Here is a 13,294-nt window from a genome sequence, read left to right on the forward strand (position 1 = left end):
TCACGAGAGCGGCGTATTGTCGCATTGACGTAGTTTGGAGAGGGCGGGGAATTCCGTGATCCCTACAACCTGTAGGGTTGCGTTCACCTGCCGCACACCGAACGGATCAGAGACGAGAGGTGGCCGTGTCGAGCGTCGCGCCCGAGCCGGACGTCAGTGTTGTCGTCATCGTCTACAACGACGAAGACCGACTTCCGACGGCCGTTGGTTCCGTCCTTGAGCAAACACTGCGCAATGTCGAGGTGATCATCGCCGACGACTGCTCGACGGACGGCTCCCACGAGGTCGCGAAGGCACTCGCCGCGGCCCATCCCGACCGGGTCCGCGCGATCCGGCTCCCGGAGAACAGCGGGGGCTGCGGAGAGCCCCGCAACCAGGGCATCAAGGTGGCCCGGGGCCGCTACGTCATGTTCCTGGACAGTGACGACACCCTGGAACCCAACGCCTGCCGCAACATGGTCGAGGCCGGCGACCGCACCGAGGCCGACCTGATCTCGGGTCTGTGCGTCCGGGTCCACACCGACAGCCGGCACGACAAGCGCGTGCCCTGGTACCCGTGGATCTACCGGACCACGCGCACCCTCGAGGACGTCGGCGAGCTGCCCGACCTGCTCGTCTTCGACACCCTGTCGACCAACAAGTGCTACCGGCGCTCGTACCTCCTCGAGAACGAGCTGACCTTCCCGCGCCGCATCCACTACGAGGACCTGCTCTTCTCCGCGCAGGCCTACCTCGCCGCCCGGCGGATCACCCTGATCCCCAACACGGTCTACTTCTGGAACGTCGTCGAGAAGACCGACGTCAAGTCGATCAGCAACCGGCGCCGCGAGATCAACAACTTCGCCGACCGGGTCGAGATCCACCGCCGCATCGACGCGATCCTGGACCGCCAGGGCCAGGACGAGCTGAAGCTGCGCAAGGACATCAAGTTCCTCAAGCACGACCTCGTGCTCTACCTGCGGGAACTGCCCTTCCTGGACAACGAGTACCGGCACCACTTCGCCGAACTCGCCCGCAGCTACGTCCAGGACTTCCCCCAGGCCGCCTACGACGAGCTCGACCGGGTCCACGCCATCTGCGCCCAGCTGCTGCTGCGCGAGGACTGGACCGACCTCATGCCGGCCATCGACACCCTGATCAACCGGCACAAGATCTCCGCGCCGCTGGTCGAGCGGGACGGCCGGATCTTCTGGACCGACCGCTACCTCGACGACCCCGAGATGCGCGCCGTCCTGGACGTCACCCCGCTCGGCTACCACGCCAAGCAGCTGAACCAGATGTCCCTGCGCAACCGGCTCACCGACTACGTCGCCCACGGCGGCGACGTCGAGCTGGCCGGTGAGATCGTCAACCCGCTGCACACCATCGCCCCCGACGCGAAGCTGACCGCCGAGCTGGAGTTCAAGGCCCGCCGGCGCAGCCTGCAGACCTTCCGCTTCCCCGTGCCGACGCTGCGCCACGAGGGCGACTCCATCGCCTGGCAGGCGTCCGTCCCGCTGGCCCGCAGGCTCCGGCCGCTCGGCATCGTCGACGACGTCTGGGACATCCGGCTGCACCTGACCGCGGACGGCAGGCGGACCACCAGCCGGCTCACCGTCGGCACCGTCGACCTCGAGCACGCCGAGGCCGTGCCGGTGCGCCCCCGGCTCACCCGCCTCATGGCCGACCGCCTGGAGGCCCAGGTGTCCGCCAAGGGCCACCTCGCCTTCCGGCTCACCCAGCACGGCCAGCTCGCCCGCACCGGCCGCGCCGCCGTGGAGCGCAACCTGCACGGCGGCCCCGCGCGCGCCGCGAAGGGCGCCTACCGCTCGCTGCGGGCCGTGCGCAAGGACCTGAGCTCCGGCGACCGCAAGCTCCAGGTCTACGACCGCATGCTGCGCAAGCTGCCGGTCCGCACGGGCACCGTGGTCTTCGAGAGCCACCTCGGCAAGCAGTACAGCGACAGCCCCCGGGCCGTCTACGAGGAGCTGCGCCGCCGCGGCACGCCGATCACCGCGATCTGGTCGTACGCGGGCGACCGCCCCGAGGGCTTCCCCGAGGGCGTCGAACTGGTCCGCCGCTGGTCCTGGCGCTACCTCCGCGCGCTCGCCCAGGCCGAGTACTGGATCGACAACCAGGGCTACCCGCTGCGGCTCACCAAGCGCCCCGAGACCACGTACATCCAGACCTGGCACGGCTCGGCGCTGAAGCGGATGGGCTTCCACGAGCCCACCCACCGGATGATGTCCGAGCCGGAACAGCGCGCCTACCAGCGCGCCCTGGACCGCTTCGACCACTTCGTGGTCCGCGGCGAGCACGACGTGCGCACCCTCGCCCGTGCCTACCGCATCCCCGAGGAGAAGCTGCTGCGCACCGGCTACCCGCGCAACGACGCGCTGGTGCGGGCCCGGGAGGGCGCCGCCCCCGACGCCGAGGCGCAGAAACTCGCCGAGCGCCTGGGCCTCGACCCCGACCGGCGCGTGCTGCTCTACGCGCCGACGTTCCGCGCGAACTCCGACGGCCGGGTCCGCGGCTTCGAGTTCCCCTTCGACGTCGAGCGCTTCGCCGCCGAGTTCGGCGACCGGTACACGCTGCTCGTCCGGGCGCACTACCTCAACCGACTCACCCTGCCGCCGTCGGTCGCCGGGCGCGTCATCGACGTCAGCGGGGAGCCGGACATCACTCCGCTGATGCTCCTCGCCGACGGGCTGATCACCGACTACTCCTCGGTGATGTTCGACTACGCGCTGCTCCAGCGCCCCATCGTGTTCTACGCCTACGACTGGGAGGAGTACGCCGAGGACACCCGCGGCACCTACTTCGACCTGCTCGCCGAGGCGCCCGGCCCGGTTCCGCGCACGGAGGACGACCTCTTCGCCGCCCTCGGCGACCTGGGCGCGGTCCGCACCAAGTACGAGGCACGGCTGAAGGAGTTCGTGGACAAGTACGGCGAGTACGACCGCGGCGACGCGGCGGCACAGATCGTGGACCGTTTCTTCGGACCTGCGGGAGAGGCCCGATGACCCAGCGCGACATCTTCTTCGTGGCCAACGAGGTCGACGAGCTCGGCGGCGTCGGCCGCTGGCAGGCCCAGATGGCCGGACTGCTGGCCGAGCGCGGCCACCGGGTCACCATCGTCGGCATCGCCCCGGCCAACCACCCGATGGACCTCGGCGAGAACCCGCCGTTCCGCACGGTGACCCTCCACGCCCAGCGGCCCCCGGGCCGCCCCCGGCCGCGCCGCCTGCTCGGCTCCGCCGACCCGGCCGTCCGCCGCCACGACACGCACATGCGGACCGCCGCCGAGCGGCTCACGGAGCTGTTCCGCGCGGCCCGTCCCGGCGCGATGATCATCGTCGGCCAGGTGTGGGCGATGGAGTGGGTGGCGCTCTCGGACACCGCGGGACACGCCGTCATCGGCATGACCCACGAGTCCTTCGAGACCGCCCGCAAGTCGTCCCGCTTCGAGCGGGTGAAGAAGTACTACAAGGACGTCGACCGGCTGCTCGCCCTCACCCAGGAGGACGCCGACCGCTGGGTGGGCGAGGGCATGAACAACGTCGGCTTCATGCCGAACCCGCTGCCGATCGTCCCCGACACCCCGTCGCCGCGCACCGAGAAGGTGGTCGCGAGCATCGGCCGGCTCTCCCACGAGAAGGGCGTCGACCTCCTCCTGGACGCCTGGGCCGAGGCGGCCCCTCAGCAGCCCGGCTGGACCCTGCGCCTTTACGGCAGGGGAGACGCGGAGGCGGAGCTGCGCCGCCAGTGCACCGACCTCGGCCTCGACGACTCGGTGGACTTCGCCGGGCAGACCGGGGACGTGCCGGGAGCGCTGCGCTCCTCGTCGCTCTTCGTGCAGTCCTCGCGCGGTGAGGGCTTCCCGCTGGTCCTGCTGGAGGCGATGGCCTGCGGCCTGCCGTGCGTCGCGTTCGACTGCGCGCCCGGCGTCCGCGAGATCGTCGGGCACGAGGAGGACGGGCTGCTCGCCCGCCCCGGCAACACCACCGAACTCGCCCGCCACCTCGTGCGGCTGATGTCGGACGACGGGCTGCGCGACCGCATGGGCGAGCAGGCCCTGCACAACGCACGGCGCTTCGACCCGGAGGCCATCACCCAGCGGTGGGAAGACCTCTTCGACTTCCTGGAGCGCTGACCGGCCGACCCCCTTCCGGCGCACCGGCACGGGCGCCCCCGGACCACCGCGGCCGGGGGCGCCCGTCGGTGTTCCGGCGCCCCTGCGGGACCGGGTCGTCGGCGGATCCGGCCGCGGTGGGCCGGTCGGCGGACCTTCGGCCCGCGACCGGTGCCGCCATGGCCCGTTTCCGCCGCGACGCGTACCGTGCGCGGTATGAAGATCCTCATCAGCGCCGACATGGAGGGCGCCACCGGGGTCACCTGGCCCGGCGACGTGCTGCCGGGGACGCCCCAGTGGGAACGCTGCCGCACCCTGTTCACCTCCGACGTCGACGCCGCCGTGCAGGGCTTCTTCGACGGCGGCGCGGACGAGGTCGTGGTCAACGAGGCCCACTGGAGCATGCGCAACCTGCTCCTGGAGCGCCTCGACGACCGGGCGCAGCTGCTCACCGGACGGCACAAGTCGCTGTCCATGGTCGAGGGCGTGCAGCACGGCGACGTCGACGGAGTCGCCTTCGTCGGCTACCACGCGGGCGCCGGCATGGAGGGAGTCCTCGCCCACACCTACCTGGCCAACTCCATCACCGGGGTGTGGCTCGACGACGTGCGCGCCAGCGAGGGACTCCTCAACGCCCACGTGGTCGCCGAGTACGGGGTCCCCGTCGTCCTCGTCACCGGCGACGACGTGGCCTGCGAGGACGCGCTCGGGTACGCCCCCGGGGCGCTGAAGGTGGCTGTCAAGGACCACGTCTCCCGGTACGCGGCGGTGTGCCGCACCCCGGCACGCACCGCCGCCGACATCCGGGCCGCGGCGAAGGAGGCCGCGGCCCTGGCGGTCCGTCAGGACCCGGTCTTTGCAGGGCCGTTCACCGTGGCGCTGGAGTTCGACGCCGAGCACCTGGCGCTGTCCGCCTGCGTCGTACCGGGCGTGGAACGGGTGGGGGAGCGGCGGGTGGCCTACACCAGCGGCACCATGTACGAGGGCATCCGTACCTTCAAGGCGGTCACCACGATCGTCTCGGCCGCGGTGGAGGAGCAGTATGGCTGACGCTCAGGCGCTGGACGAGGTCGTCCGCTTCACGTCCGACCTGATCCGCATCGACACCACCAACCGGGGCGGCGGCGACTGCCGCGAGCGCCCGGCCGCCGAGTACGCCGCCGAGCGGCTCGCCGAGGCCGGCCTGGAGCCTGTGCTGCTGGAGCGCACCCCGGGCCGCACCAACGTCGTCGCCCGCCTGGAGGGCACCGACCCGTCGGCGGACGCCCTGCTCGTCCACGGCCACCTCGACGTCGTACCCGCACAGGCCGGGGAGTGGAGCGTCCACCCGCTCTCCGGGGAGGTCCGCGACGGCGTCGTCTGGGGCCGGGGCGCGGTCGACATGAAGAACATGGACGCGATGATCCTCGCCGTGGTCCGCTCCTGGGCCCGGCAGGGCGTGCGGCCCCGGCGCGACCTGGTCGTCGCCTTCACCGCCGACGAGGAGGCCAGCGCCGAGGACGGCTCCGGCTTCCTCGCCGACCGGCACGCCGGACTGTTCGAGGGCTGCACCGAGGGCATCAGCGAGTCCGGCGCGTTCACCTTCCACGACGGCGCCGGACGGGAGATCTACCCGATCGCCGCCGGCGAGCGCGGCACGGCCTGGCTGCGGCTGAGCGCCCGCGGCCGCGCCGGGCACGGCTCCCGCGTCAACCGGGAGAACGCGGTGACCCGCCTCGCCGCCGCCGTCGCCCGGATCGGCGCCCACACCTGGCCGCTCCGGATCACCCCCACCGTACGGGCCGCGCTCACCGAACTCGCCGCCCTCCACGGCGTCGAGGCCGACCTTCAGGACGTCGACACCCTCCTGAAGAAGCTGGGCCCGGCCGCCGCCCTGGTCGAGGCGACCCTGCGCAACAGCGCCAACCCCACCATGTTCAGTGCGGGTTACAAGGTCAACGTGATCCCGGGCGAGGCCGTCGCCCACGTCGACGGACGGTATCTGCCCGGCGGCGAGGAGGAGTTCACCACCACCCTCGACCGGCTCACCGGCCCCGACGTGGACTGGGAGTTCGAGCACCGCGAGGTGGCGCTCGAGGCGCCGGTGGACTCCCGGGCGTTCGCCGGGATGCGCGCCGCCGTGGAGGCCTTCGCACCCGAGGGGCACGTGGTGCCCTTCTGCATGCCCGGCGGCACGGACGCCAAGCAGTTCGCCCGCCTCGGCATCACCGGCTACGGGTTCGCGCCGCTGAAACTGCCCCAGGGCTTCGACTACCACGCCCTGTTCCACGGCGTCGACGAGCGGGTCCCCGTGGAGGCGCTGCACTTCGGCGTCCGGGTCCTCGACCGGTTCCTGCGGACCGCCTAGGCTCTCGTCGAGCGCGCGTCGGCCGTCCGCGGGGCGGGCCGGGGACGGGGGCGCCCTGCCCCGGGCGAGTGGAGGAGAACGTGCAGACCCTGCCGTACGGTTCCTGGCCGTCCCCCGTCGACGCGGCGCTCGCCGCCGCGCACGACGGCCGGCCGGAGTACGTGGGCCTCGTCGGGGCCGAGGTGTGGTGGACCGCGCCGCGGCCCGCCGAGGGCGGCCGCCGCACCCTGGTCCGCCGGCACGCCGACGGCCGCGAGGAGTCCGTGCTGCCCGCACCGTGGAACGTGCGCAGCCGCGTCGTCGAGTACGGCGGGCGGCCCTGGACCGGCCTCCTCCACGACGGAACGCCGCTGGTGGTGTTCGTGAACTTCGCCGACCAGCGCCTCCACCTCTGGCGCCCCGGCGAGGAGCCCCGACCGCTCACCCCCGTCTCCCCGGTCGGCGGCGGGCTGCGGTGGGCCGACCCGCAGCCGCGCCCCGAACGCGGCGAAGTCTGGTGCGTCCTGGAGGAGTTCACCGGCGAGAGCCCCACCGACGTACGGCGGGTGCCGGCCGCCGTCCCGCTCGACGGCTCCGCCGCCGAGGACCGGTCCGCGGTACGCGAACTCACCGAGGACCGGCACCGCTTCGTGACGGGAGCCCGTCTGTCGCCGGACGGGCGGCGGGCGGTGTGGCTCGGCTGGGACCATCCGCGGATGCCGTGGGACGGCACCGAGCTGCTGCTGGCCGAGGTGGCCGCCGACGGCACCCTCGGCACGCCCCGCACCGTCGCCGGCGGCCCCGAGGAATCCGTCTGCCAGGCCGAATGGGCGCCGGACGGCGCCCTGCTGCACGCCAGCGACCGGAGCGGCTGGTGGAACCTTTATCGCGACGGGGAGCCCCTGTGCCCCCGCGAGGAGGAGTTCGGCGGGCCGCTGTGGACGATCGGGCAGCAGTGGTTCGCCCCGCTGGACAACGGCCTGATCGCCGTCGTGCACGGGCGCGGCTCCACCGCGCTCGGCCTGCTCGACCCGGAGACCGGCGAGATCGTCGACGCGGCCGGCCCCTGGACCGAGTTCGGCGCCACGCTGGCCGTGCGCGGCGACCGGGTGGTCGCGGTCGGCTCCAGCCCCCGCAGCGCCGCGGAGGTCGTCGAACTGGACGCCTCCGCCCGGCCGGGCGCACCCGGCGGCGGTTCCGTCGGCCGGGCCCGCGTCATCGGCGCCGCGCACGCCGACCCCGTCGACCCGGCGTACTACCCGGAGCCGCAGATCCGCACCTTCACCGGGCCGGACGGGCGCGACATCCACGCCCACATCTACCCGCCGCACCACCCCGATTGCGTGGCGCCGGGCGGCGAGGCGCCCCCGTACGTCGTCTGGGCGCACGGCGGGCCCACCGGCCGGGCGCCGCTGGTGCTCGACCTGGAGATCGCCTACTTCACCTCCCGCGGCATCGGGGTCGCCGAGGTCGACTACGGCGGCTCGACCGGGTACGGCCGGGAGTACCGCAACCGGCTGCGCGAGCAGTGGGGCGTCGTCGACGTCGAGGACTGCGCGGCCGTCGCCCTGGCGCTCGCCGAGGAGGGCACCGCCGACCGGGCCCGGCTGGCGATCCGCGGCGGCAGCGCGGGCGGCTGGACCACGGCCGCGTCCCTCACCACCACCGGCGTCTACGCCTGCGGCACCGTCCTCTACCCGGTGCTCGACCTCGCGTCCTGGGGCGAGGGAGCCACCCACGATTTCGAGTCCCGGTACCTGGAGACCCTGGTCGGGCCCCGCGCCGAGGTGCCGGGCCGGTACGCCGAGCGCTCGCCCGTCGAGCACGCCGACCGGATCACGGCGCCCTTCCTGCTGCTCCAGGGACTCGACGACGTCATCTGCCCGCCCGCCCAGTGCGAGCTGTTCCTGTCCCGGCTGCGGGGCCGCCCGGTGCCGCACGCCTACCTCGCCTTCGAGGGCGAGGGCCACGGATTCCGCCGGGCCGACACCATGGTGCGCGCCCTGGAGGCCGAACTGTCCCTGTACGCCCAGGTCTTCCGCCTCGACCGGCCGGACGTCCCGGTGCTCGCCCTGGCGCCGGGACCGCTCACCCCCACGACCGACCCGCACGACACCGGAGCCGTCACGTGACACCGCTCGTCCGCCCGCACCGACTCGCCCCCGGCGCCCGCGTGGCCGTCGTCGCACCCAGCGGGCCGGTCCCCGAGGAGCGGCTCCAGGCCGGTCTGGACGTGCTGCGCGGCTGGGACCTCGAACCCGTGGTGGCCCCGCACGTCCTGGACCGGCACGGCACCTTCGGCTACCTCGCCGGCACGGACGCCGACCGCGCAGCCGACTTCCAGGACGCGTGGTGCGACCCCTCCGTGGACGCCGTGCTGTGCGCCCGTGGCGGATACGGGGCGCAGCGGTTCGCCGACCTCCTGGACTGGACGGCGATGCGGGCGGCGGGCCCCAAGGTGTTCGTCGGTTTCAGCGACATCACCGCGCTGCACGAGGCCTTCGCCGTGCGGCTCGGACTGGTGACGCTGCACGGGCCGATGGCGGCCGGCGTCGACTTCGTCAAGAACACGCGGTCCCAGGAGCACCTGCGGGCGACGCTGTTCGCGCCGGAGACGGTCCGCGTCCTCGCCTCCGGCGGGTCGGCCCTGGTGCCCGGGCGGGCCCGGGGCGTCACCCAGGGCGGCTGCCTGAGCCTGCTCGCCGCCGAACTCGGCACCCCGCACGCGCGGCCCACGGCCGACGGCGCCCTGCTCTGCCTGGAGGACGTGGGTGAGGAGCCGTACCGTCTGGACCGCTGCCTCACCCAGCTGCTGCGCGCGGGCCGGCTCGACGGGGTGCGCGGGGTGCTCCTCGGTTCCTGGGAGGAGTGCGGGAGCGCCGACCGGCTGCGGGACCTGTTCGCCGACCGGCTCGGCGGGCTCGGCGTCCCGGTCGCCGAGGACTTCGGCTTCGGGCACTGCGCGGGCGCGCTCACGGTACCGTTCGGCGTCAGCGCCGAACTCGACGCGGGTGCGGGCACGTTGACGCTGGACGAACCCGCCCTGCGCTGACGGGCCGCGCCTCGCCGCGCGGCCGGGGCATAGGCTGCCCGGATGCCGCAGACCACCCCCGCCGTCCGCCTCGCCGCGGGCCCCCGCGTCTTCCTGCGCCCCTTCACCCTGCAGGACGGGCCCGAGTTCACCGCCCGGGCCCGGGAGAGCGCGGACCTGCACCACCCGTGGCTGTTCCCGCCGACCACCGAGGAGGCGTTCGCCCCGTACGCCACCGCTCTGATCGAGGACCCGGCGAGGGCCGGCTTCCTGGTCTGCGACCGGGAGGACGGGCGCATCGCCGGATTCGTCAACATCAACAACATCGTCCGCGGCGCCTTCCAGAACGGCGCCCTCGGCTACGGCGCCTTCGCGCACGCCGCCGGGCGCGGCCTGATGCGCGAGGCACTGGGCCTCGTCGCCGGCCACGCCTTCGGCCCGATGGGACTGCACCGGCTGGAGATCAACGTGCAGCCCCTCAACACCGCCTCCATCGCGCTCGCCCGCGGCTGCGGCTTCCGCCTGGAGGGCTTCTCCCCGCAGATGCTCCGCATCGACGGGGTCTGGCGCGACCACGAGCGGTGGGCGCTCACCGCCGGGATGCGGACTTCCGGTTGATTCTCACCGTGTCGAGGTCGGTGACCGTCGAGCGCAGGGCGCCGAGGCCGCGCAGCGCCGTCGCGGCGCGGTCCTCGGCGATCGCCGCCGCCATCTCCCCGCCGTCCGCCGCGTCGCACACCACGACGAAGCGCATCGAGAAGTGCTTCAGCGGCGCGCGCTCGTAGGACAGCGACCCCTCCGGGGTGAAACACGTGCTCGTCAGGCCGTGCGCGTCCGCCTCCGCGAGCAGCCGCGCGCGGGCCTCCTTACGTCAGCGCGTCCCAGGCGCCCCGCACGATCACCCGGTAGGTGTGCTGCTCGCTCATCCGCCCGGCCGCTCCCTCGTGCCCGTGGTCCGTCGGCCCGCTCCGCTCGGGCCCGGCGGCCGTCCCGTCGGACGCCGCCGGTCGACCCCACGTCGGCGGACAGGCGCCCCACGACGGAATCTCCCCGCGCCCGGGACCGGCCCGGCACACCCGCCCGAACGCCGCGCCGTCCGGCGCCTTTGCGCAATCCTGACCGGCAGCGCCCCTGGTCAGCTCACCGGGGAACGGGTTCCATGGTCATCGTGACGACGATCCGACGCGAGGTACTGACCCTGCCCGCGGCGGAGTGGGGGCCGGACAACCCGCTGCCCCCGCTCACGCCGCTCGACGAAGTCCACCGCATCGAAGTCCAGGACGTCCCGGAGGCGTCCGCCCTGCCGCGCGACATGGCCCGGCAGCTCGGGTACGCGCCGCTGCGCAGCCTCCTCCCGGTGCGCGTCCGCGACGGCTACGGCAGAACCCGAGCGCCCCGCGCGGTCGACGCCCTCGTGCTGGAGAACGACCGGCTGCGGGCCACCGTGCTGGCCGGCCTCGGCGGCCGCGTCGCCTCCCTCGTCCACAAGCCCACCGAACGCGAACTCCTGTACCGCAACCCCGTCCTCCAGCCCGCCAACTTCGCACTCAACGGCGCCTGGTTCTCCGGCGGCATCGAGTGGAACATCGGGGCCACCGGCCACACCGCCCTGTCCTGCGCACCCCTGCACGCCGCCCGGGTCCCCGCGCCCGGCGGCGGGGAGATGCTGCGCCTGTGGGAGTGGGAGCGCCTGCGCGACCTGCCTTTCCAGATCGACCTGTGGCTGCCCGACGGCTCGGACTTCCTCCTCGTCGGCGTCCGCATCCGCAACCCCCACGAGACGCCGGTCCCCACCTACTGGTGGTCCAACACCGCCGTCCCCGAGGAACGCCGGGTCCTCGCCCCCGCCGACGGCGCCTGGCACTTCGGCCCCGAGCGCCGGCTCACCCGGGTCCCCGTGCCGGTGCACGACGGCGCCGACCGCACCCGCCCGCTCAACAGCCCCTACGCGGCGGACTACTTCTACTCCGTGCCCGACGGCCGCAGGCGCTGGATCGCCGCCCTGGACGCGCGCGGCGACGGGCTGGTGCAGACCTCGACCGGCGGCCTGCGCGGCCGCAAGCTCTTCGTGTGGGGTGCCGGGCGCGGCGGGCGGCGCTGGCAGCGCTGGCTCACCGAACCGGGCGGTGGCGGGTACTGCGAGATCCAGGCCGGACTCGCCCGGACCCAGCTGGAGCACGTGCCCCTCGCGGGCGAGAGCGAGGTGACCTGGCTGGAGGCGTACGGGCCGCTGTCGGTGCCGGAGCCCGACGGGGACTTCGACGCCGCGGTGCGACGGACCGAGGCCGCACTCGCGTCCGCCCTGCCGCCCGCCGCCGTCGAGGAGGCGCACGCCGCCTGGCGGGCGCACGCCGACACCGAGCCCGGCGAACGCCTCGCCGCAGGCTCCGGCTGGGGCGCCCTGGAGGCGCTGCGCGCCGACTGGAAGCTGCCCGGCACGCCGTTCCCCGAGAGCATGATCGGCCCGGAGCAGGAGCCCTGGCGTGCGCTGCTGCGCTCCGGCGCGCTCCCGGAGCCGCGCCGGGTCCGCCCGCCCGGCCCGACCCTGGTCGCCCCGCACTGGCGGGACATGCTGGAGACGGCGCCCGCCACCCCGCTCACCGAGTACCACCTCGGTGTCGCCCAGTGGCACGCCGGCGACCGCGCGCAGGCCGTGCGCAGCTGGGAGCGGGGCCTGGAACTCGCCCCGTCCGTCTGGCCGTTGCTGCGCTGCCTGGCGGTCGCCGACCAGCAGGACCGGCACCACGAGCGGGCCGCGGACCGGTACGCGGACGCCTTCGACGACCTGTGCCAGGAGCGCCGCGACGGCGGTGAGGTGTGGACCGCCGCCACCGCCGCGCTCGGCCGGGAGGCGATCGAGGCGCTGCTGCGGGTGGGGCGCGCGGCTGCCGCGCGGGCCGTGTGGCGGCGGCTGCACCCCGCGACCCGGGCCCGTGGGCGCTTCCGGCTGCTCGAGGCCGAACTGCTGCTCGCCGAGGGCCTGCCCGACCGGGCGCGGGCGGTGCTGGAGACGGACCTGGAGGTCGCCGACCTGCGGGAGGGCGAGGAACGGATCGGACAGGTCTGGGAGCGGGCCGGCGGCGGGGAACTCCCCGCACGCCTCGACTTCCGCATGCGCCCGCCGGTCTGAGCGGCGCCCGCCCGGGTCCGGCGGCGCCCCCTCGGCCCGGTGGCACCGGCTGGGGACGCCGACGACGCATCCAGGGGGCGAGCGGTGTCGGCCGGGGCTGCGCCACTCGCCGGGGCGCGCCGCGCCCGGGCGGACGGGCGTCCGCCCGGGTCGAGAGGGGCGCGCCGGGTCGAGGGGCATGCGCCGGGTCGAGGGGTGCGCGGACGGGCGCGGGCGTCCGCCCGGGCTCCGGCGCGTGTCGTCAGCCCGTGCGGTCCGCGTACTCGTAGACCGTTCCGTCCGGGTGCATCGCGATGAGGTTGCGGCCCACGGGCGTCGGCACCGGGCCGGCGATCACCCGGGCGCCCAGTTCCGTCAGCATCCGGTGCGCCTCGTCCACGTCCTCGACGGCGATGGTGGCGGTGACCTTGCGCAGCAGGTCCAGCTCCTGCGGGGGGCCGCTCATGAGCAGGAAGCAGCCGACCGCGGCCACCTGCACCCCGGCCCGTTCGAAACGGAGAGCTCTGCCGCCCGCGAGACGTTCGTAGAAGGCGACCGCGGGCTCCAGGTCGTCGACGCAGACCCGCAGGGTGGCTCCGAGAATCTCCATGCGGCCGAGCCTAGTTGCCACGGCGCGGAGGCGAGATCGCTTCCTGTGATCGCGCGGCCGCCCGGCCGGGTCCGGCCCGCGCAGGTTTGCCCCGCCCGGGCCGGGGG

General features: G+C 74.3%; 9 protein-coding genes and 1 pseudogene. 8 read left to right on the plus strand and 2 right to left on the minus strand.

Translation table 11 applies throughout. The features are described 5' to 3' along the window. Nucleotides 1-119 precede the first annotated feature (119 nt). From P3H78_RS08640 to P3H78_RS08670, 7 genes are all read left to right on the plus strand, one after another. Entirely contained in the window at nucleotides 120-3,002 is a 2,883-nt protein-coding gene (locus P3H78_RS08640) for a bifunctional glycosyltransferase/CDP-glycerol:glycerophosphate glycerophosphotransferase (RefSeq protein WP_276108242.1), read from the plus strand. Next, nucleotides 2,999-4,132, plus strand: a complete 1,134-nt coding sequence (locus tag P3H78_RS08645; RefSeq protein WP_276108243.1) for a glycosyltransferase — start codon at nucleotides 2,999-3,001, stop codon at nucleotides 4,130-4,132. The genes P3H78_RS08640 and P3H78_RS08645 overlap by 4 nt, the downstream gene beginning before the upstream one ends. A gap of 195 nt (nucleotides 4,133-4,327) precedes the next feature. After that, the gene (locus P3H78_RS08650) at nucleotides 4,328-5,161 is read left to right on the plus strand and encodes a M55 family metallopeptidase (protein ID WP_276108244.1); all 834 of its coding nucleotides are present in this window, start codon (nucleotides 4,328-4,330) and stop codon (nucleotides 5,159-5,161) included. Continuing rightward, nucleotides 5,154-6,458 (plus strand): M20/M25/M40 family metallo-hydrolase, encoded by a 1,305-nt coding sequence (locus P3H78_RS08655; RefSeq protein WP_276108245.1) that lies wholly within the window; start codon nucleotides 5,154-5,156, stop codon nucleotides 6,456-6,458. The genes P3H78_RS08650 and P3H78_RS08655 overlap by 8 nt, the downstream gene beginning before the upstream one ends. 80 nt (nucleotides 6,459-6,538) lie before the next feature. Further along, complete coding sequence (locus tag P3H78_RS08660; protein WP_276108246.1) at nucleotides 6,539-8,569, plus strand: prolyl oligopeptidase family serine peptidase; 2,031 nt, start codon at nucleotides 6,539-6,541, stop codon at nucleotides 8,567-8,569. Further along, entirely contained in the window at nucleotides 8,566-9,489 is a 924-nt protein-coding gene (locus P3H78_RS08665; protein ID WP_276108247.1) for a S66 peptidase family protein, read from the plus strand. The genes P3H78_RS08660 and P3H78_RS08665 overlap by 4 nt, the downstream gene beginning before the upstream one ends. A 42-nt stretch (nucleotides 9,490-9,531) precedes the next feature. Further along, the gene (locus P3H78_RS08670) at nucleotides 9,532-10,086 is read left to right on the plus strand and encodes a GNAT family N-acetyltransferase (protein ID WP_276108248.1); all 555 of its coding nucleotides are present in this window, start codon (nucleotides 9,532-9,534) and stop codon (nucleotides 10,084-10,086) included. Here P3H78_RS08670 and P3H78_RS08675 read toward each other — a convergent pair. Continuing rightward, nucleotides 10,058-10,394, minus strand: a pseudogene (locus tag P3H78_RS08675) (DUF6204 family protein). The gene P3H78_RS08670 and the pseudogene P3H78_RS08675 sit on opposite strands and share 29 nt — an antisense overlap. Before the next feature lie 233 nt (nucleotides 10,395-10,627). On the opposite strand from P3H78_RS08675, the gene P3H78_RS08680 reads away from it, so the two are divergent. Further along, entirely contained in the window at nucleotides 10,628-12,598 is a 1,971-nt protein-coding gene (locus P3H78_RS08680; protein WP_276108249.1) for a DUF5107 domain-containing protein, read from the plus strand. A 241-nt stretch (nucleotides 12,599-12,839) separates the two neighbouring features. Here P3H78_RS08680 and P3H78_RS08685 read toward each other — a convergent pair whose 3' ends face one another. Then, entirely contained in the window at nucleotides 12,840-13,187 is a 348-nt protein-coding gene (locus tag P3H78_RS08685; protein ID WP_276108250.1) for a VOC family protein, read from the minus strand. Nucleotides 13,188-13,294 lie beyond the last annotated feature (107 nt).

The sequence above is a fragment of the Streptomyces tropicalis genome, assembly GCF_029269835.1.
GTDB lineage: Bacteria > Actinomycetota > Actinomycetes > Streptomycetales > Streptomycetaceae > Streptomyces > Streptomyces tropicalis.

Excerpts from the sequence above, each read along its gene's own strand:
- P3H78_RS08645 (WP_276108243.1), top strand. The coding sequence starts at position 2,999 with ATGACCCAGCGCGACATCTTCTTCGTGGCCAACGAGGTCGACGAGCTC.
- P3H78_RS08650 (WP_276108244.1), top strand. The coding sequence starts at position 4,328 with ATGAAGATCCTCATCAGCGCCGACATGGAGGGCGCCACCGGGGTCACC.
- P3H78_RS08655 (WP_276108245.1), top strand. The coding sequence starts at position 5,154 with ATGGCTGACGCTCAGGCGCTGGACGAGGTCGTCCGCTTCACGTCCGAC.
- P3H78_RS08670 (WP_276108248.1), top strand. The coding sequence starts at position 9,532 with ATGCCGCAGACCACCCCCGCCGTCCGCCTCGCCGCGGGCCCCCGCGTC.
- P3H78_RS08680 (WP_276108249.1), top strand. The coding sequence starts at position 10,628 with ATGGTCATCGTGACGACGATCCGACGCGAGGTACTGACCCTGCCCGCG.
- P3H78_RS08685 (WP_276108250.1), bottom strand. The coding sequence starts at position 13,187 with ATGGAGATTCTCGGAGCCACCCTGCGGGTCTGCGTCGACGACCTGGAG.